Origin of the sequence: Roseixanthobacter psychrophilus (assembly GCF_043195195.1) — a bacterium.
Classification (GTDB): Bacteria; Pseudomonadota; Alphaproteobacteria; order Rhizobiales; family Xanthobacteraceae; genus NCEH01.
Genome location: NZ_JBAFWT010000006.1, coordinates 32,776 through 52,219 on the forward strand (window position 1 = coordinate 32,776; position 19,444 = coordinate 52,219).

General features: G+C 64.8%; 17 protein-coding genes. 14 read left to right on the forward strand and 3 right to left on the reverse strand.

Annotated features, from left to right (window positions below; genetic code table 11):
• Positions 1-158 precede the first annotated feature (158 nt).
• Positions 159-2,825: a type I DNA topoisomerase gene (gene topA, locus V5F77_RS08210; protein WP_429004861.1), complete on the forward strand. Its 2,667-nt coding sequence runs from the start codon at positions 159-161 to the stop codon at positions 2,823-2,825.
• Positions 2,826-2,884: 59 nt separating this feature from the next.
• On the opposite strand, the gene V5F77_RS08215 is transcribed toward topA, so the two are convergent.
• Entirely contained in the window at positions 2,885-4,372 is a 1,488-nt protein-coding gene (locus tag V5F77_RS08215; protein ID WP_429004862.1) for an MDR family MFS transporter, read from the reverse strand.
• A 405-nt stretch (positions 4,373-4,777) separates the two neighbouring features.
• On the opposite strand from V5F77_RS08215, the gene rnr reads away from it, so the two are divergent.
• The 5 genes from rnr (at position 4,778) to rpmG (ending at position 9,882) form a co-directional block, all read left to right on the forward strand.
• Entirely contained in the window at positions 4,778-7,165 is a 2,388-nt protein-coding gene (gene rnr, locus V5F77_RS08220) for a ribonuclease R (protein ID WP_429004863.1), read from the forward strand.
• Between the two features lie 2 nt (positions 7,166-7,167).
• The gene (locus tag V5F77_RS08225) at positions 7,168-7,641 is read left to right on the forward strand and encodes a DUF983 domain-containing protein (protein ID WP_429004864.1); all 474 of its coding nucleotides are present in this window, start codon (positions 7,168-7,170) and stop codon (positions 7,639-7,641) included.
• The gene (locus V5F77_RS08230) at positions 7,638-8,372 is read left to right on the forward strand and encodes an NUDIX hydrolase (RefSeq protein ID WP_429004865.1); all 735 of its coding nucleotides are present in this window, start codon (positions 7,638-7,640) and stop codon (positions 8,370-8,372) included. Before V5F77_RS08225 ends, V5F77_RS08230 begins: the two co-directional genes overlap by 4 nt.
• A 47-nt stretch (positions 8,373-8,419) precedes the next feature.
• Positions 8,420-9,595, forward strand: coding sequence for an MFS transporter (locus V5F77_RS08235; RefSeq protein ID WP_429004866.1), 1,176 nt, complete (start codon positions 8,420-8,422; stop codon positions 9,593-9,595).
• 119 nt (positions 9,596-9,714) lie between these two features.
• Positions 9,715-9,882, forward strand: coding sequence for a 50S ribosomal protein L33 (gene rpmG, locus V5F77_RS08240; RefSeq protein WP_132033308.1), 168 nt, complete (start codon positions 9,715-9,717; stop codon positions 9,880-9,882).
• A 475-nt stretch (positions 9,883-10,357) separates the two neighbouring features.
• Here the strand turns inward: rpmG and V5F77_RS08245 are convergent, their stop codons facing one another.
• A complete protein-coding gene (locus V5F77_RS08245; protein ID WP_429004867.1) occupies positions 10,358-10,726 on the reverse strand; it encodes a response regulator in 369 nt (122 codons plus the stop codon).
• A 140-nt stretch (positions 10,727-10,866) separates the two neighbouring features.
• On the opposite strand from V5F77_RS08245, the gene V5F77_RS08250 reads away from it, so the two are divergent.
• Both V5F77_RS08250 and V5F77_RS08255 read left to right on the forward strand, forming a co-directional pair.
• Positions 10,867-11,193 (forward strand): DUF3572 domain-containing protein, encoded by a 327-nt coding sequence (locus V5F77_RS08250; RefSeq protein ID WP_429004868.1) that lies wholly within the window; start codon positions 10,867-10,869, stop codon positions 11,191-11,193.
• A 6-nt stretch (positions 11,194-11,199) separates the two neighbouring features.
• Positions 11,200-12,498, forward strand: a complete 1,299-nt coding sequence (locus tag V5F77_RS08255; protein WP_429004869.1) for a DNA polymerase IV — start codon at positions 11,200-11,202, stop codon at positions 12,496-12,498.
• A 148-nt stretch (positions 12,499-12,646) separates the two neighbouring features.
• Here V5F77_RS08255 and ruvX read toward each other — a convergent pair whose 3' ends face one another.
• Positions 12,647-13,180, reverse strand: a complete 534-nt coding sequence (gene ruvX, locus V5F77_RS08260) for a Holliday junction resolvase RuvX (protein ID WP_429004870.1) — start codon at positions 13,178-13,180, stop codon at positions 12,647-12,649.
• A gap of 225 nt (positions 13,181-13,405) precedes the next feature.
• Here ruvX and V5F77_RS08265 point away from each other — a divergent pair, with 225 nt between their 5' ends.
• The 6 genes from V5F77_RS08265 to folD all read left to right on the forward strand — a co-directional run bounded on the left by V5F77_RS08265 (position 13,406) and on the right by folD (position 19,332).
• The gene (locus V5F77_RS08265; protein WP_429004871.1) at positions 13,406-14,116 is read left to right on the forward strand and encodes a metal-dependent hydrolase; all 711 of its coding nucleotides are present in this window, start codon (positions 13,406-13,408) and stop codon (positions 14,114-14,116) included.
• 56 nt (positions 14,117-14,172) lie between these two features.
• A complete protein-coding gene (recQ, locus tag V5F77_RS08270) occupies positions 14,173-16,017 on the forward strand; it encodes a DNA helicase RecQ (RefSeq protein WP_429004872.1) in 1,845 nt (614 codons plus the stop codon).
• A 205-nt stretch (positions 16,018-16,222) separates the two neighbouring features.
• Positions 16,223-16,510 carry an Asp-tRNA(Asn)/Glu-tRNA(Gln) amidotransferase subunit GatC gene (gatC, locus tag V5F77_RS08275; RefSeq protein WP_429004873.1) on the forward strand — a complete coding sequence of 96 codons (288 nt, stop codon included), beginning with the start codon at positions 16,223-16,225 and terminating at the stop codon, positions 16,508-16,510.
• A complete protein-coding gene (gene gatA, locus V5F77_RS08280) occupies positions 16,507-17,991 on the forward strand; it encodes an Asp-tRNA(Asn)/Glu-tRNA(Gln) amidotransferase subunit GatA (protein WP_429004874.1) in 1,485 nt (494 codons plus the stop codon). Before gatC ends, gatA begins: the two co-directional genes overlap by 4 nt.
• Positions 17,988-18,296: a chorismate mutase gene (locus tag V5F77_RS08285; protein ID WP_429004875.1), complete on the forward strand. Its 309-nt coding sequence runs from the start codon at positions 17,988-17,990 to the stop codon at positions 18,294-18,296. The genes gatA and V5F77_RS08285 overlap by 4 nt, the downstream gene beginning before the upstream one ends.
• 157 nt (positions 18,297-18,453) lie before the next feature.
• Positions 18,454-19,332: a bifunctional methylenetetrahydrofolate dehydrogenase/methenyltetrahydrofolate cyclohydrolase FolD gene (folD, locus tag V5F77_RS08290; protein WP_429004876.1), complete on the forward strand. Its 879-nt coding sequence runs from the start codon at positions 18,454-18,456 to the stop codon at positions 19,330-19,332.
• Positions 19,333-19,444 lie beyond the last annotated feature (112 nt).

The window sequence follows — 19,444 nt, forward strand, 5'->3', positions numbered from 1 at the left end:
GCGATTTGGCAACAGTTAGACAAGCTACTCAGGGTTGTATTTACGCGAGTTCCCGGCGGCAGCCTGATCTTGGCGTGCGGATTTGACAGGCACCGCGGCGCACCCCATGTTGCCGCCGCCGCCAGGGGCCGCGGCGTTTTCAAGAGACAGCAGCCGTCATGCAGGTCGTCATCGTCGAATCGCCCGCAAAGGCGAAGACGATCAACAAATATCTGGGTCCGGATTACGAGGTCATCGCCTCCTACGGACATGTCCGCGATCTCCCGTCGAAGGACGGCTCGGTTGATCCCGAGGCCGACTTCCGCATGCTGTGGGAGGTCGATCCGAAATCACAGAAGCGTCTGAGCGACATCGCCAAGGCGGTGAAGGCTGCCGATGGCCTGATCCTCGCCACCGACCCGGATCGCGAGGGCGAGGCGATTTCCTGGCACGTGCTCGAGGTGCTGCGCGAGAAGAAGGCGCTCAAAGGCCAGAAGGTCGAGCGGGTGGTCTTCAATGCCATCACCAAACAGGCGGTGCTTGAGGCGATGAAGGCACCGCGCGCGATCGATATCGCGCTGGTGGATGCCTATCTCGCCCGCCGCGCGCTGGATTATCTCGTCGGGTTCACGCTGTCCCCGGTGCTCTGGCGCAAATTGCCGGGCGCCCGCTCGGCCGGGCGCGTGCAATCCGTGGCTCTGCGCCTGGTCTGCGACCGCGAGCGCGAGATCGAGACCTTCGTCGCACGCGAATATTGGTCCATCGTCGCCCAGCTCGCGACTCCGCGCGGCGACGCCTTTGAAGCCCGCCTGTCCGGCGCCGACGGCAAGAAGATCACCCGCCTGTCGGTCGGCACGGCCGAGGAGGCCGCCGCATTCCGCGCCGACCTGGAGAGTGCTGCGTTCTCGGTGCGCGCTATTGAGGCGAAGCCGGTCAAGCGGCATCCTCAACCGCCGTTCACCACCTCGACCTTGCAGCAAGAGGCAAGCCGCAAGCTCGGCCTCGCCCCGGCGCGCACGATGCAGATCGCCCAGCGCCTCTATGAGGGCGTGGACATCGGCGGCGAGACCGTGGGTCTCATCACTTATATGCGAACCGACGGTGTCGACATGGCGCCGGAAGCGGTGGAGGCGACGCGTAGCGCCATCGCCAAGCAGTTCGGCGATCGCTACCTGCCTGCGGCCCCGCGCAAATACATCACCAAGGCCAAGAATGCCCAGGAGGCCCATGAGGCCATCCGCCCCACCGATTCCCATCGCAGCCCCCGCGACGTCGCGCGCCACCTCGATGCGGAGCAGGCCCGCCTTTATGAACTGATCTGGACCCGCACCGTCGCGAGCCAGATGGAGTCGGCCGCCCTCGAACGCACCACGGCCGATATCGTCGCCCAGGCCGGCGCCCGCGCGTTGGATTTGACCGCCACCGGCACCGTGGTGAAGTTCGACGGCTTCCTCGCCCTCTATCGTGAAGGCAAGGACGACGACGATGAGGACGAGGAGAGCCGTCGGCTCCCCGCCATGTCGGCCGGCGAGAAACTGGACAAGCGGGAGATCGCCACCGCCCAGCATTTCACCGAACCGCCGCCGCGCTTCTCCGAAGCCTCGCTGGTGAAGCGCATGGAGGAACTCGGCATCGGCCGTCCCTCCACGTATGCCGCAGTGCTCGCGGTGTTGCAGGACCGGGAATATGTGAAGCTGGAGAAGAAGCGCCTCGTCGCCGAGGACAAGGGGCGGCTCGTGACTGCCTTCCTGGAGAGCTTCTTCAAGAAATACGTCGAATACGACTTCACCGCCGATTTGGAGGAGAAGCTTGATCGCGTCTCCGCCGACGAGGTGGACTGGAAGCAGGTGCTGCGCGAATTCTGGGCGGATTTCTCGATTGCCGTCGACGCCACCAAGGACCTGCGTGTCTCACAGGTGCTTGATGCGCTTGACGAGATGCTGACCGCGCACATCTTTCCGCCTAAGGCGGACGGCACCGATCCGCGCCTGTGTCCTACCTGCGGCAGCGGCCGGCTGTCTCTCAAGATGGGGAAGTTCGGGGCGTTTATCGGCTGCTCCAATTATCCCGAGTGCCGTCACACCCAGCCCCTGAGCGGCGAAGCGCCGCAAGAGGGTGAGGGCACGCGCAAGCTCGGCGCAGATCCCGAGAGCGGGTTGGAAGTGACCATCCGCGACGGCCGGTTCGGTACCTATCTGCAACTCGGCGAGGCCGTCGAGGGTGCCAAGCCCAAGCGCTCCAGCTTGCCCAAGGGTCTGAAGCCGGCGGATGTGGACCTTGAAACCGCGCTTGCCTTGCTGGCGCTCCCGCGACCGATCGGCACCCACCCCGAAGACGGCGAGACCATCCTTGCCGGAATCGGACGATTTGGGCCCTATGTCCAGCACGGCAAGATCTATGCGAACCTGGAAGAGGGCGACGACATCCTCGCCATCGGCCTCAACCGCGCGGTGACGTTGCTTGCGGAAAAGCAGTCGAAGGGCAGGGGGGCGCGGGGCGGTGCAACCGCCGGCCGCAATCTCGGCGACCATCCGAGCGGCGGAGCGATCACCGTGCGGCCGGGCCGGTTCGGGCCTTACGTCAATCACGGCAAGATCAACGCCACTTTGCCCAAGGCGCTGGACCCGGATCAATTGACCCTAGCGGAGGCCATCACTCTCATTGATGCCAAGGCGGCCACTGCGCCAGCTGCTAAGACGTCGCGCAAGGCGCCGGCGAAGGCCGCCGCCAAGAAGAGTGCCACGCCGAAGAGCGCAACCGAGAAGCCTGCAGCCAAACCAAAGGCCGCCGCCAAGAAGGCGCCAGCGAAGAAGCCGGCGGCAAAGGCAAAGTCCGCGGCTTCGTAGGATCCACGGCTACATCAACCGTCTAGGAACGAGAGATGCCGGCCCGGCAAGCAGGCACATCATTCCGCCAGCGCCGCGACCTCTTCCGCGTCCCGCACGCTGCGGCGGAGCGGGCGTTCCTCCATGGCGATGAGGAAGCCGAGACCGCACAGCATCGCCACTGTCGCGGCAGCGAACACAAGGTGGAAGGCGCGGCTCAGCATCGCCGGATCGGCATTGTGTGCAAGGGCGGCGATGTCACCTTGCTGCGAGATGCCCAATGCCCCGAGCAGGACCGCGCCGAGCATGGCCACGAAGACGGCGGCGCCGAGGGCGCGGAAGAAGTTGGAAGCGCCCGTGGCGGTGCCCAATTGGTGCGGCAGCACGGCATTTTGAATCGCCACGGTGGACACCGGAAGAACAGTGCCGATGCCGATGCCCATGAGCCCGAGCAGAACCAGCAAGAGGGCCGCGGGCGTGTAGTCCGGCAATAGCGCGAACGCCGCGAGGCACGCGCACGAGATGGAAAGCCCGATCATGGCCGGCAGCTTGTAATGGGTGAGGCGGGCCATCGCCCGGCCCGAGATTGTCGCGCCCAGCACCACGCCCGCCGACTGAGGGATGAGCGCAAGGCCCGACTGGCTGGGGGTGAACAGGCGCACCGTTTCGAAATAGAGCGGCACGTTGATCGACAAGGCGATCATGATGCCGGCCACGAAGAACACCGAGCTGACGCTCCTGCTCACCACGCGGTTGGCGAGAACCGACAGCGGAAGAAACGGTTCGGGCGCCATCTTCATGCGCCACACGAAGGCGACAGCCAGCGCGAGCGCGGCCGCGAACAGGCCGATGATGAGCACGGACGCCCAGGGATAACGCACCCCGCCCCAGGTTAGCGCCAGCAGCAGGCTGGTGGTCGCCGAGATCATGAGTACGCCACCCAACACGTCCACCTTGTGGCGCCGCTCGTGGCGGGGCAGGCGGCGCAGGGTCCTGTCGGTCATCAGAAAGGCAGCGAGGCCAAGTGGCAGGTTGATCCAGAAAATGATCGACCAATGGAGGTGATCGGCGATCACGCCCCCAAGGACAGGCCCCGCAATGCTGCTGGCGGCGAACACGCCGGCAATATAGCCCTGGTAGCGGCCCCGTTCCCGCGGCGAGACCACGTCGGCGATAATGGTTTGAGAAAGCGAGATCAGGCCGCCGCCGCCAAGCCCTTGCAGCCCGCGTGCGAGGATCAGCACAAGCATGGTCGGAGCGAGGGCACAGGCCAGCGACCCCAGCATGAACAGGCCGATAGCGAACAACAGCACCACGCGCCGGCCAAGAATGTCGCTCATCTTGCCATAGAGCGGCGTCACAGCCGTGGAACTCAGCAGGTAGGCCGTGACGACCCAGGAGAGATTGACGAAATCATTCAAATCCGAGCCGATGGTGGGCAGAGCGGTGGCGACGATGGTCTGGTCGAGCGCGGCCAGAAGCATGGCCAGCATGATGCCGAAAATGATCGAAAGAACATCCGCATGGGCGAGCGGAGCAGACGTCGAGGAATCGGAGGAGGCGCTCATAAAGATCTCATGGGGAAGGCGTGCCAAAGGCCACGCATCCGGCTTGTGCCGGCCGACGGACAAGCGCCGCACTTTCTGCCTTCGGCGCCCCCGGTTCAATGCCGGAGGTGGTTTCTTCATACCGAAGTTCGAAAACTCGCCGGTTCGTGAATTGACGTTGTGAGATCCGCCGACGCGGAACAGCGTTGCGCACGATCAAACCCGCAAATGCTGGTCGAAGTCGCACCCGTCAGGTAGGTTCGGCCCGATCACTGGACCCTTGCCTTGCCCAAATCAACGACTCCCGCCGGCCGTTCACCAAAACCCCGCCCAAAGGCAGGCGCCAAGACTCGCGCCGGCCGTCGCCTCGCCGCAGTCGAAGCAGAGGCGCGCGCCGCCTTTGTTCCCCCGGCTCGTCAAGGAGAGGTGCCGACGAAGGCTGAATTGACAGCCTTCATCGCCGCGCGGGGAGGCGAGGTGGACAAGCGGGAAATCGCTCGCGCCTATGGCCTCAATTCGGAGCAGAAGATCGAATTGAAGGCGCTGCTGCGCGATCTTGCCGAAGACGGCGCGGTGGAGCGGCGGCGGCGCAAGGTCCACGTGCCCGGTGCGCTCGGCGGCGTGCTGCTCGCCGACATTTCGAGCCGCGATGCCGATGGCGATCTGCTTGCCGTACCGGTGGAATGGGACGAGGAGCAGCATGGCGAACCGCCGCGCATCCGTGTCGTTACGGCGCGACGCGGGCAGGGGCCGACCCCCGGCCTTTCCGACCGTGTGCTGCTGCGAATCTTCGACGACCGCGTGCAGGAAGGCTTGCCCACCGGCCGGGTCATCAAGGTTCTGGAGAAAGCGCGCAAGCAAACCATCGGCATTTTCCGCGCAGCCCCGCACGGGGGCGGCGGCCGAATCATCCCCGTGGACAAGAAGAATCTCGGCCGTGAACTCCAGGTTCCGGCCGGTGCCGAGCAAGAGGCCCAAGACGGCGATCTCGTCTCGGTCGAGCTGATGCGACAGCGCGTATTCGGCCTGCCCATGGCCCGGGTGAAAGAGCGGCTCGGTTCGCTGGCGACGGAGAAGGCGATCTCATTGGTCGCCATCCATGCCCACGGCATCCCGCACGTTTTCCCCCCGTCAGTACTGGAGGAAGCCGCCGCCGCGCGGCCGGTGAAACTGGCTGGCCGGGAGGATTGGCGCAAGCTGCCCCTCGTCACAATCGATCCGCCCGACGCCAAGGACCATGATGACGCGGTCCATGCGGAAGCTGACGAGGATCCCGCCAACAAGGGCGGATTCATCCTTACCGTCGCCATCGCGGACGTGGCCGCCTATATTCCGCCCGGCTCGGCGCTGGACCGCGAGGCGCTGCTGCGGGGCAATTCGGTCTATTTCCCGGACCGTGTCGTCCCCATGCTGCCGGAGCGTATCTCTAACGATCTTTGCTCGCTCCGGCCGCTTGAGGATCGCCCCGCGCTTGCCGTGCGCATGGTCATCGGTGCCGATGGGCGAAAGCGCGGTCACACCTTTCATCGCGTGCTCATGCGCTCCGCCGCCAAGCTTGCCTATGCCCAGGCCCAGGCCGCCATAGACGGGCAGGCGGATGAGATTACCGACCCTTTGCTGGAGCATGTTCTGCGGCCGCTTTATGCCGCCTACGCCTGCCTGAAGATCGCCCGCGAAGCCCGCCAACCGCTGGATCTCGATTTGCCCGAGCGCAAGATCGTGCTCAAGGAAGACGGCACCGTTGACCGGGTGATTGTGCCGCAACGCTTGGATGCACATCGCCTGATCGAGGAATTCATGATCCTCGCGAACGTGGCGGCGGCCGAGACGCTTGAGGAGAAGCGTACCCCCTTAGTCTATCGCGTCCACGACGGCCCGACACTGGAGAAGCTGTCGATCCTGCGCGAGTTCCTGGCTACGCTTGAGATCAAGTTGCCCAAAAGCGATCAGGTCCGCCCGTCCAACTTCAACCATATCCTCGCGCAGGTGGTCGGCAGCGATGTTGCGCCCATGGTCAATCAGGTGGTGCTGCGCAGCCAGTCCCAGGCCGAGTATTCGCCGGAAAATTACGGGCATTTCGGCCTCAACCTGCGCCGCTACGCGCATTTCACCTCGCCCATCCGCCGCTATTCCGACCTCATCGTCCATCGTGGGCTGGTGCGCGCGCACCATTTCGGCAAGGACGGCCTGCCGGACGGTACGACGCCCGAGCAATTGGCGGAGGTTGCCACCTCCATTTCCGGCACCGAGCGCCGGGCCATGGCGGCGGAGCGCGAGACGGTGGACCGCCTGATCGCCCATCATCTCGCCGACCAGATCGGTGCGACCTTCTCAGCCCGCGTCACCGGCGCCACCAAGGCGGGACTGTTCGTCGCACTTGATGAGACCGGAGCCGACGGTTTCATCCCGGCATCGACACTCGGGGCGGATTATTACCGCTTTGACGAGGGCCGGCAGGCCCTGATCGGTGACCGGACCGGCGAAATGCACCGGATCGGCGACAAAGTCGAGGTGAAACTGGTCGAGGCGGCACCGGTCGCGGGGGCACTGCGGTTTGAGCTTCTGTCCGAGGGCGCCTATGTAAGGGGTGCCCGCTCGGGTGGCGGACGCAAGCCGGGTCCGGGACGTCCGGGATTTGGCAAGGCGCGTTCCGCCAAGACGCGTTCTGCCGAAACGGGCGGCGATACCGCCGGCCCGGTGCGCAGAGGTCCTGGCAGCCCATCTGCCGGAAGATCGGGCCACGCCAAATCCGGGCCAGGGAGATCTGGACCATCCAAGTCAGGCCCCTCGGGGGCGGGCAGGGGACGAAAGTGACCATGAGTTCCATCGACCCGTCCGGCCCCGCCTATACCTATGGGCAGACGTCCTCCGTTGCCGGTGCCGAGCGTCCGCTCGGCCGGTCCCTGGCGCGCGGCGCGCTCGGTCGCTGCCCGAATTGCGGCGCAGGACGCATGTTCAGTTCCTATCTCACGGTGCTTGAAGCCTGCCCCGTCTGCGACGAGGAGCTCCATCACCATCGCGCCGACGATGCGCCGCCTTATGCGGTGATCTTCGTCGTTGGCCACATCGTGGTCCCGCTGCTCGTGCTGGTTGAGGAAATCTTCCGCCCGGCGGTCTGGATCCACCTTGTGACGTTTCTGCCGCTCACTCTGGCCTTGAGCTTGGCGCTGCTCCCGGTATTGAAGGGGGCGTTGATCGCGCTGCAATGGTCGAGGCGCATGCATGGCTTCGACCCGAACAGCCCCGAACGCGAACCGCGCCCCTCCGCTCTCCCAACGGCCACCCAATGACTGATCTTGCTGCACGCCTTTCCGCTGTCGAACGCCAGCAGACCAGCCCCAACGTGCGGCCGCGCGATGCGGCCTCGTTGATCCTGCTGGATCGTAGCCGCAAGGAACCGCGTGTGCTTATGGGGCTGCGCCATCCCGGCCATCGCTTCATGCCCAACGTGTTCGTATTTCCTGGCGGTAGCCTGGAGGCCAGCGACCGCGCCATGCCGGTGTTCGGAATGCTCGACAATGAAAGCGAGCGCCGCCTACAGGAGCAGGTGCCACGTGGCAGCGCCCAGCGCAGCCGCGCCCTTGCCGCTGCCGCCATTCGCGAAATGTATGAGGAGACCGGCGTTCTGGTCGGGACCACCGAAGCTGGCGCCCCGGACAGCCCGGCTGAGGGGTGGAACGCCTTCCAGGAGCATGGCGTGTTCCCCAACCTCGAATCTCTGACTTTCGTGCTGCGCGCCATCACCCCGCCGCGCCGGCCCAAGCGCTTCGACACGCGCTTCTTCGCGGCCGACGTCAGCAGCATCGCGAAGACGGTGGAAGGAATGGTGGGGCCGGACTCGGAGTTGATCGAAACGCGCTGGCTCACCTTCAAGGAGACCGAGAAGGCGGAACTTCCCGCCATCACGCGCGTCATCCTCGAAGAGGTGCAGGCTCGTCTCGACGGGGGCTTCCGGCGGGAAGCGCCGGTGCCCTTCTATAGCGTGCGCTACGGCAAGTTCGTCCGCACCCTGCTCGACTAGGCCGCAGCGGCCTCCGGACACTCTGTAGGAACGTCTCAGGAATTCTCATGCATGCCCCTCAGCAGACCGGCGCTCCGATGAGCCGGGCTGCGTCAATCACAGCGGCCATCTCCGCCATATCGGTGGTCGGCATTGGCATCAGCCTGTCGATTCCACTGCTCGCGCTCGAGCTGGAAAGCCGTGGTATCTCGAACAGTTGGATCGGCATCAATACCGCCGTCGCCGGCATAGCGACCATCGCGACCGCCCCGTTCGTGCCGTTGATGGTGCGCAAGGTTGGGGTGCGGGCGCTTCTGACGCTGGCCATTGCGGTGACCGCCCTGAGCCTTCTCGCGTTCAAGTTGATACCGTCGTTCGTCATGTGGTTCCCGCTACGCTTCGCTTTCGGCGGCGCCTTGTGCGTGCTGTTCGCCGTGAGCGAGTATTGGATCAACGCCGTGGCCCCGCCGCACCGGCGCGGACTCATCATGGGCATCTACGCCACCGGCCTCTCGGTGGGGGCGGCTATCGGACCGGCGATTCTGGGCATTCTTGGTACGCGCGGCTGGCCGCCCTATGTGGCGGGCGCCATCATGCTGGCGGCAGGCGCGATTCCGATCCTGATGGCGCGCGGCATGACGCCAAAGATCGCCGACGGCGATCACCACGGCGTGCTGATGTTCGTGCGCCTCTCGCCCGTCGCCACGTTGGCAGCTTTGGTGTTCGGTGCCATCGAAACCGCCGTCATGAGCTTTCTTCCGCTTTACGGTGTGCGGCTCGGCCTGCCGGAGGGCAGCGCCTCTCTCCTGCTTACCATCGCCGTGCTTGGCAACGTGATGTTCCAGATCCCGCTCGGCCTGATCAGCGACCGAATCGATCGGCGCATCCTGCTGCTGGGCTGTGCGCTGTTCGGTACCATCGGCGCTCTGGTGATGGTTCAGATTCCGGTGGACACGCTCGCATTCAAGGTCGCGGTGTTCCTGGCCACCGGCGTCGTGGGCAGCCTCTACACGGTGGGTCTCGCGCATCTCGGAGCGCGATTCCATGGCGCGGATCTCGCGGCCGCCAACGCCGCCTTTGTGATGCTCTACTCTGTGGGGCTGATCGTCGGGCCGCCGCTGGTCGGATTCGGCATGGACATCTACAATCCCTTTGGGTTTGCCTATGTGATGGCGGGAATGCTGGGCCTGTATGTGCTGGTCGTGGCCGCCAACATGCTGGTGGAGAAGCGAGCCCACGCTTGACATTTGGGGCGCAATGGGGGAATTTCCGCGCCCACGTGCCACCAATGAGGCGGCGCGAGCGTAATTCTTTTCCGCGACCGCTTTCGGTTCGCGCGCCGTAGCGGCATCAAGGATAGACCATGGCCAAGGCTGCAACCATCAAGATCAAGCTTCTGTCCAGCGCGGACACGGGCGTGTTCTATGTCACCAAGAAGAACTCCCGCACCAAGACCGACAAGCTGGTGCTGAAGAAGTATGACCCGGTGGCGAAGAAGCACGTCGAATTCCGCGAGACGAAGATCAAGTGATCTGACGCGTTCATCGTGACTGACCAGGGCGCCTTTCGGGGCGCCCTTTTCTTTTTGGAGTTGGGGGCTGTGGGCCCTGCACGTCTAGCTTGCTCCTCTCTGCGCAACCTTCCTCGGTTCCCCCTCCTCACCCCCCAAGCGGGAGAGGGAACTTTGCTGTGTTGGTTAGGGCGGCCTTTTCCAGTCCTAAGCCCAACGCGCTCCCTCTCCCGCTTGCGGGGGAGGGCTGGGGAGGAGGTGCTGGAGAGATATGAGGCGGGTGGCCGACGGCGGGCGCGCGGGGAGGCCACCCACACAGCCCAACCGCCGGCCGAACCCCACGGACCCAGGAGATGCGGCGGACCTGAGCACTCCGTAGGGTATTTCCAAGCCGGACAGCGCAATGCGCGCGGCCTCAAGGCTTGCATTGTCCCGACAGGCCGAAGTTAGCGGAAGCGCGCGTGATGTCAAAGCACCCGATTCGCCGGGCCGCCTCTCATCCCCCGCTATAAAGGCGCACCGTCTCCAGGAATTTAGCCACCGAGATGGGCTTGGAAAGATAGGCTTCGCAGCCGCCCGCGCGGATGCGCTCCTCGTCGCCCTTCATGGCGAACGCGGTGACGGCGACCACTGGAATGCCCTTCAGCTCGGGATCGGCTTTCAGCCAGCCGGTGACCTCAAGGCCTGACACCTCGGGCAGCTGGATGTCCATCAGGATCAGGTCTGGCTTGTGTTCGCGGGCGAGCGGCACAGCCTCCACGCCGGTTCGGGTCTGTATGGTCCGATACCCATTGGCTTCGAGCAGATCGTGGAAGAGCTTCATGTTCAGCTCGTTGTCCTCCACGATCATCACCGTTTTCGGCATACCCCTGTCCCCGCCCAAGAGGCTTGCCTCCGCGCCGGTGGCGCGGCTCCAGCCTCGTGCTGCATGCCGACCGCTTCGCTTTTCGCGCACGGATCAGACATGATGGCCCAAGCTAGAGACCATTCGTTGCGGAAGCGCAAATGCCCATTAAAGATCAAACCAACACGCCGCTGCGGGTGCGGCAGGCCGCCGATGCCGTTGCGGTATCGGCCCTCGGATTTCTCGCCCAGGAGCCGGACCGCATCGGCCGTTTCCTGGCCGAGACCGGGCTCGGCCCGGCGGAACTGCGCGCGGCAGCGCGCGAGCCCCATTTCAATGCCGGGCTGCTGGCCTTCCTGCTGGCCGATGAACCGCTGTTGCTGGAATTCTCCGCCCATGCGGGCCTGAAGCCGCAGGATGTGGCGCGCGCCCACGATGTGCTCAACCCTCCGTTCGACCCCGACGGGCCGGCGGTCCGCGACCGCTGAACGCGCGTGAACGTACCGCTGCCGGGCTTCTGCCGCGACTGTCTCGCCGACGCGGGAAACGGACCGCGTTGTGTCGCCTGCGGTAGCCCGCGCCTGGTGCGCCATGCGCAGATCGATTCGCTCACCGTTGCCCATGTGGATTGCGACGCCTTCTTCGCGGCGGTCGAAAAGCGCGATGATCCGAGCCTCGCGGACGTGCCGCTGATCATCGGGGGTGGCACGCGCGGGGTGGTTTCCACCGCGTGCTATATCGCGCGCATCCATGGGGTGCGCTCCGCCATGCCCATGTTCAAGGCCAAGGCACTGTGCCCGCAGGCGGTCGTCATCAAGCCGAACATGGAAAAATACCGCATCGCCGGGCGGCAGGTGCGGGCGCTGATGCAGGCGCTCACCCCACTCGTGGAGCCGCTCTCCATCGACGAAGCCTTCCTCGACCTCTCGGGCACGGAGCGGTTGCACGGCATGTCGGCGGCCCGTGCGCTCGCACGCTTCGCCCAGCAGGTCGAGCGGGAGGTCGGGATCACCGTCTCCATCGGGCTCGCCAGCAATAAATTCCTGGCGAAGACCGCGTCCGAGCTCGACAAGCCACGCGGCTATTCGGTGCTTGGGCAGGCGGAGGCGCCGGCCTTCTTGGCGCCGCGCCCAATCACCTTCATCTGGGGCGTGGGCCCATCCTTCGGCGCGAAGCTGGGGCGCGATGGGCTGAACCGCATCGCCGACATCCAGCACCTTGGCGAGATCGACATGCTGCGCCGCTATGGCGCCGAAGGGCAGCGCCTGTGGCGCCTGTCCTTCGGCATCGACATGCGCAAAGTGGAGCCGCAGCGGGAGGCCAAGAGCGTCTCCGGCGAAACCACGTTCGACACGGACATCCGAGAGCTACGGCCCTTGGAGCAGATCCTTTACGGCCTGTGCGAGGAGGTATGCGGGCGCCTACGGCGTGCCGAGATCGCCGGCCGGACAGTGACGTTGAAGCTGAAGGGGGCCGATTTTCGCCAGCGCACCCGCTCCCGCACACTCGACACGCCCACGCGCCTTGCGGCCCGCCTCTATGAGGCGGCCCACGATCTTCTGGTGAAAGAAATCGATGGCACGCCCTTTCGCCTCATTGGAGTGGGCTTGTCCGATCTTGTGCCCGGCGCGGACGCCGACCCGGCGGACCTGGTGGATACGAGAACCCCGCGCCTCAAGGCTGCCGAGGATGCGATGGAAACACTCCGCGCCAAATTCGGAGCCGGTGCCGTAGATCGCGGGATTCTGCTGGGCGCTACTCCGCGCCATCGCCGCCCGCCACGTCCGCGTTAGCTCTAGGCTTGAGCTGTACCAATCCGAGACACCCATCTCTGGGCGAGGAGAACGCATCGAGTCTGAAACAGGTCCGAATCGGTGGCGACCCCCTGTTCCTCCTGCGTTCCATAGGCTCCATGCCTATGGGTTTGCCCGGCCTAAAGGACTATTCGGGCAATTCCTCGTCCGGCTCATTTTCCGCCGCGATACGGTCGAGGAAGTCGAGCGCCCCCTGGAGGATGAAGGCGGCGGCGTGCTGGTCGATCACCAGCGCCCGCTTGGCCCGGCTCGCATCCGCCGCGATCAGCGCGCGCTCGACGGCAGCGGTGGACAGGCGCTCATCCCACAGGCCGATGGGCCGCTGGCTGATGCGGGCAAAATTGCGGGCGAAGGTCCGGCTCGCCTGCGCGCGCGGCCCCTCGCTGCCGTCCATGTTGAGCGGAAGACCAAGAATGAAGGCGACCGCATTGCGCTCCTTCGCCAGGGCGACAAGGCGGGCGGCATCGGCGGTAAACTTGGTGCGCCAGACGGTTTCGACCACAGTGGCCAAACGCCGGTCGGGATCACAGCTCGCTACGCCGATGGTCTTGGTGCCGAGATCGAGCCCAATGAGCGTGCCGCGCGGCGGCAAGATGCCAACGAGGGCGGCGAGCGGCAGGATGGGCGCGGGTGGCGAGGGGGCAGGCTGATCCTTGCTCATGCCCTTCGCTAGCATGGGTGCGCCGTGCCCGCCACAGGCCACAGGTGCCGCGGCGATCGCGTTGCTGAAAGGCACGAGTTTGGCGATACTCACCCCAGTTCCGGAGCCTGGGCATCTGGCATTTTTGAAGTGCCGTGAGCATGTACCGGGCCTCAGCGTCCCTGCTCCACGGCTCCGGGTGCAGTATCCGTCCTAGCCGCGGACCGACTCTTTAAGGGCCATTTCATGAAAATCACCTGGTTTGGACACGCCGCCTTTCGCCTGGAATTCGCCAGTAAAGTCGTCCTGATCGATCCTTTTTTCACCGGCAATCCCGCCTTCTCGGCAGGGCGCGCAAATGCGGTACAAGGCGTCACCCACATTCTGCTGACCCACGGTCACGGCGATCACATCGGCGATACGGTCGAAATCGTGAAGGAGGCGGAGGCAAGCCATCGCTCCGTGCCGGTGGTGTGCAATCCGGAGATCGCCGGTTTCCTTGGCGCGCAGGGCCTGACCAACCTCGAAATGATGAATACCGGCGGCACTATCGACCTCGGAGGCTTCACGGTGACCATGGTGCGGGCTGATCATTCCTCGGGTGGCGGCGGTGGAAACCCCACCTATCTCGGTAATCCCACAGGACTGATCGTGAAAGCCGCAGGCCAGCCTACGGTGTGGCACCTCGGGGATACCGATATTTTCTCCGACATGGCCCTGCTGAGCGAGATCCACAAGCCGAAGATCGCCTTTGTTCCGATTGGCGACCGCTTCACCATGGGCCCCGAGACCGCTGCACTGGCGGTAAAGCGCTTCCTGAATGTCGAGAGCGTTGTGCCATGCCACTATGGCTCCTTCCCCGTTCTAGAGAAGGATGCGCATCGCTTCGTTGCGGCGCTGGAAGGGCATTCCACCAAGGTCATCGTGCCGGCCAGTGGCGGCAGCTTCGAGGCCTGAGCAATCGGGGGGCAGGGGCCGCGTTGCCCCTGCCCCCTCCCGCGCTATAAAGGGCCATGTCCGCCGCCCTGCCGCTTGAGTCGCTGAAGGTTCCGGCTTCGTCCAAGGACCCGCGAGAGATCCTGCGTCATGTCTTCGGATATGAGGCGTTTCGCGGGCCGCAGGCGGAGATCGTCGAGCATGTGTGCGCCGGGGGCGATGCCCTCGTGCTCATGCCGACCGGCGGCGGAAAATCCTTGTGCTATCAGGTTCCGGCCCTGGTGCGGCCGGGCACCGGCATCGTCATTTCCCCACTCATCGCCTTGATGCACGATCAGGTTCAGGCGCTGCGCCAATTGGGCGTGAAGGCTGCTGCGCTGAATTCGTCTCTCCCACCGGGCGAGGCGCGCAAGGTTGAACGGGCTCTCGCCATGGGTGAACTCGACCTGCTCTATGTGGCACCCGAGCGCCTCTTGACCGACAGCTTCCTGACCCTGCTGCAGGGCGCGCGTATCGCCTTGTTCGCCATCGACGAAGCCCATTGCGTCTCCCAATGGGGTCATGATTTCCGCCCGGAATATCGCCAGCTAACGCTCTTGCATGAGCGTTTTCCCGGCATTCCCCGCATCGCGCTAACTGCCACGGCGGATGGGCCCACACGGCGCGAAATCGTCGAGCGGCTGGGCCTGGAGGAAGGACGCGTCTTCCTCTCCAGCTTCGACCGCCCGAACATCCGCTATCGCATCGCCGCGAAAGCCAACCCCAAGGCGCAGCTGCGCGCCTTGCTGGATGAGCACGAGGGTGAGGCGGGCATCATCTATTGCATGAGCCGCGCCAAGGTGGAGGCGACCGCCCAGGCCCTGAGCGATGAAGGGCGGACCGCGCTCGCATATCATGCGGGCCTTGATGCCGAGAGCCGCGCGCGCCACCAGGACCGCTTCCTGAAGGAAGACGGGATCGTGATGGTGGCGACGGTGGCGTTCGGCATGGGGATCGACAAGCCCGACGTGCGCTTCGTGGTGCATCTCGATCTGCCGAAAAGCATTGAGGCCTATTACCAGGAGACGGGCCGGGCCGGGCGAGATGGCCTGCCCTCCGAGGCACTGCTGCTGTACGGCGTGGAGGATGTGGCGAAGCTGATCCAGTTCGTCGAAGCCTCCGATGCGCCCGAGGCCCGCAAACGGGTGGAGCGGCAGAAGCTCGATGCGCTGCTCGGCCTGTGCGAGACAGCCAATTGCCGACGCCAGGTTCTGCTGTCCTATTTCGAGGAGCAGCTCGACGAGCCGTGCGGCAATTGTGACACCTGTCTTGAGCCGGTGCGCACCTATGACGGCACCCAGGCGGTGCAGAAGCTCCTCTCCTGCGTCTATCGCACCGGTGAGCGCTTCGGCGCCGGCCATGTCATCGACGTGCTGGTCGGCGCGACCACTGAGAAGATCACAAAATTCGGCCATGAGGCGCTAAGCACCTTCGGCATCGGCAAGGAGACTTCGCGGGACGAGTGGCGCGCCATTGTCCGCCAAGTGGTGGCGCTCGGCCTCTTGCAGGTGGATGTGGAGGGCCATGGCGGCCTGTCATTGTCCGCCGCCTGCCGGCCGGTGCTGCGCGGGGAACGGCGCATCGAGCTGAAGGTGGAAGCTCGCACCCGGGCGGCGCGGGTCACGGGCGGCGCCCGAGCGCCGAAGGCGGCTTTGTCGGATCCGCACGACGAAAAGCTCTATCAGAAGCTGAGAGCACTGCGGCTGGAGCTTGCGCGAGCGCAGGGTGTTCCACCCTATGTTATCTTCCACGATACAACTTTGATGGAAATTGCCCGCATGCGCCCCCGGTCGCTGGCGGCTCTCGGCGACGTGTCAGGCGTCGGCGAAGCCAAGCTGGAGCGTTACGGTACGCAATTCCTGAAGGCGGTGCGGGAAGCTTAACGACACGCAGGCGCGTGAAATCGCGCCGCTTGCCATACCGCCATTGCCTCGCAATTCGCCGGCTTGCTATAGCGGCGGGGAAGCCGGGCGCGGCGATGCGGAAAATTGCAGCGTTCGCGCTCGGAACATGCTTCAACCGCTTGCGGTTGAGCCATTTGTTGGCGTCGCGCGTGGAAACGGGCGCGGTGCGTGCTGGGAGCAGTCCATGTCCGTCGATCAGGCGACCGTCCGAAGGGTTGCGCATCTGGCGCGCATCTCGGTCCGCGAGGAGGAACTCGCGCCGCTTCAGGAGGAGTTGAACGCCATCCTCGCTTTCGTCGAGCAATTATCGGAGCTTGACGTCTCCGGCATCGAGCCGATGAGCGGCGTGATCCCGCTTAATCTGCCTCTGCGCGAGGATGTGGTGACCGACGGGCATTATCCCGAAAAGATCCTGGCCAATGCCCCCGAGGCCGAGGGTGGCTTCTTTACCGTGCCGAAGGTGGTGGAATGACCGCACTCAATCAGCTCACCATCACCGAGGCGCGCGAGAAGCTTGCGCTGCGTGAGTTCACTGCGGTCGAACTGACCCAGTCCTATCTCGATGCCATGGAGAAGGCGCGGGGCCTCAACGCCTATCTGGAAGAGACGGCCGAGAAGGCGCTCGCAATGGCGGCGGCCAGCGATGCCCGCATCTCCAACAGCGAAGGCGGCGCGCTGGAAGGCATGCCCATCGGCGTAAAAGACATGTTCTGCACTGACGGCATCGCCACGACTGCCGGATCGAAAATTCTCGAAAACTTTGTCCCGCCCTATGAATCCACGGTGACCTCGCAGCTCTGGCGCGACGGGGCGGTGATGCTCGGGAAGCTCAACAACGACGAATTCGCCATGGGTTCGTCCAACGAGACCTCGGCGTATGGACCCGTCATCTCGCCGTGGCGCCGCGAGGGCGACACGACCCCCCTGGTGCCGGGCGGCTCCTCCGGCGGCTCGGCGGCGGCGGTGGCGGCGTTCCTGTGCGCCGGGGCGACAGGCACCGATACCGGCGGCTCGATCCGCCAGCCGGCCGCATTTACCGGCACTGTGGGAATCAAGCCCACCTACGGGCGTTGCTCGCGCTGGGGCATCGTTGCCTATGCCTCCTCGCTCGACCAAGCGGGTCCGTTCGCGCGCTCCGTGAACGATGCAGCCCTATTGCTGGGCTCCATGGCCGGTTACGATTCCAAGGATTCCACCAGCGTCGACCTGCGGGTTCCAAATTACGAGGATGCCGTGGGCGCCTCGGTGAAAGGGAAGCGCATCGGCATTCCCCGCGAGTACCGGGTGGAGGGCATGTCGCCGGAGATCATCGAGCTGTGGGAGCAGGGCGCAGACATGCTGCGCGATGCGGGTGCCGAGGTGGTCGATATCTCCTTGCCCCACACCCGCTACGCGTTGCCGGCCTATTATATCGTCGCCCCGGCAGAAGCCTCCTCCAACCTCGCGCGCTATGACGGCGTGCGCTACGGGCTTCGGGTTCCCGGCCGTGATATCGCTGAGATGTACGAGAACACGCGCGCCGCCGGCTTTGGGCCGGAGGTGCGCCGCCGCATCATGATCGGCACCTATGTGCTTTCCGCCGGCTATTATGACGCTTACTACCTCAGGGCGCAGAAAGTACGCAGCCTCATAAAGCGCGACTTCGACGATATCTTCGCGCAGGGAGTCGATGCTGTGCTGACCCCAACTACTCCCTCGCCCGCCTTCGGTATCGGCGAGAAGAGCAAGGCCGATCCGGTCGAGATGTATCTCAACGACGTGTTCACCGTGACGGTGAACCTGGCCGGCCTGCCGGGAATTTCCGTTCCCGCCGGATTCTCCGCCGACGGTTTGCCGCTGGGCCTGCAGATGATCGGCCGCCCGTTCGAGGAGGAGACCTTGTTCTCTCTCGCCCAGGTGATCGAGGACGCGGCAGGCCGCATCCCCGTGGAAGACCTGTGGTGGGCCAAATGAGCGGCGCGCGGCCGCGGGGGCGACCGGGCGTTCCCCTCGCCCTCGCCGACGCGCGCGACGCCATCGATGCCATCGACGACCAGATCGTCGATCTGCTGGTGCAGCGCCTCGCCGTGGTCAAAAATGTGGTGGGCATCAAGGAGCGGGAGGGAATCGCCGCCCTCCTGCCGGACCGCGTGGAAGAAGTGGTGGAGCGCGTGGGCCTGCGCGCTGCTGCCGCCGGACTGCCGCCGGATCTCACCGAACGCTTGTGGCGCGACCTTATCGAGTGGACGGTCGCCTACGAGGACAAACATCTCGGCTGAATTGTGCGGCAACCTTGCATATTTTCTCTTTACGAAACTTTTTATCCCTATAAGACATGAGCTGCACGTTTGGGCGGGTCCGTGCGGATTTGTCTTGAAGGGCGGGCGATATCTGCCCGACAAGGCACCGCATAAAGCCAGGCCGCGTTCGCAGGGGATGATCGTGATCGAGACCAAGCCTATCGATGGAAAGGCATTCGCCGCAGACCTGCGCGCCCGCATCGCCGTCGAGGTCGCGGACCTCCAGTCCCGTACTGGTTTAAAACCGGGTCTCGCCGTCGTGCTGGTGGGGGAAGATCCCGCAAGCCAAGTCTATGTGCGAAACAAGGCCGCCCAGACGGCCGAAGCCGGTATGGCCTCGTTCGAGTTCAAACTGCCGGTCGAGACCTGTGAGGCTGATCTGCTGGGCCTGGTGGCCACGCTCAACGCTGATCCGGCGGTGCACGGCATTCTCGTGCAATTGCCGCTGCCTGCTCATATCGACACCAACAAGGTGCTCTCGACCGTCGATCCTGCCAAAGATGTCGATGGCTTCCACGTGGTGAATGCCGGCCGCCTCGCGGTCGGACTTGACGCATTGGTGCCATGCACGCCTCTTGGCTGCGTCATGCTGCTGAAGCATCATCTCGGGAACCTTTCGGGCCTGAAGGCCGTCGTGGTCGGGCGTTCCAACATCGTCGGCAAGCCGGCGGCGCAATTGCTGCTGCGGGAGGATTGCACGGTCACCATCGCCCACTCCCGCACGCGTGACCTGCCCGGCGAGTGCCGTTCCGCAGATATCCTCGTCGCCGCGGTGGGCCGCCCGGAAATGGTGCGGGGCGACTGGATCAAACCGGGCGCCACGGTCATCGACGTCGGCATCAATCGCGTCCCAAAGGGAGACGGCAAGACCCGCCTCGTAGGGGATGTGGCATATCAGGAGGCGCAGGGCATTGCGGGACTGATCACGCCGGTTCCGGGCGGCGTCGGCCCCATGACTATCGCTTGCCTGCTCCAGAACACGCTGACAGCTGCCAAACGGCAGCACGGCCTGTGAAAGTGAACCGGACCGGGCTTGCGCCCGTGCCGGAAGATGTTAGCTCTATTCCCAAGAATGGACGCATGGCCCGGAACACAACCGGAGCACTGCAACGACAAGCGGGGAACCG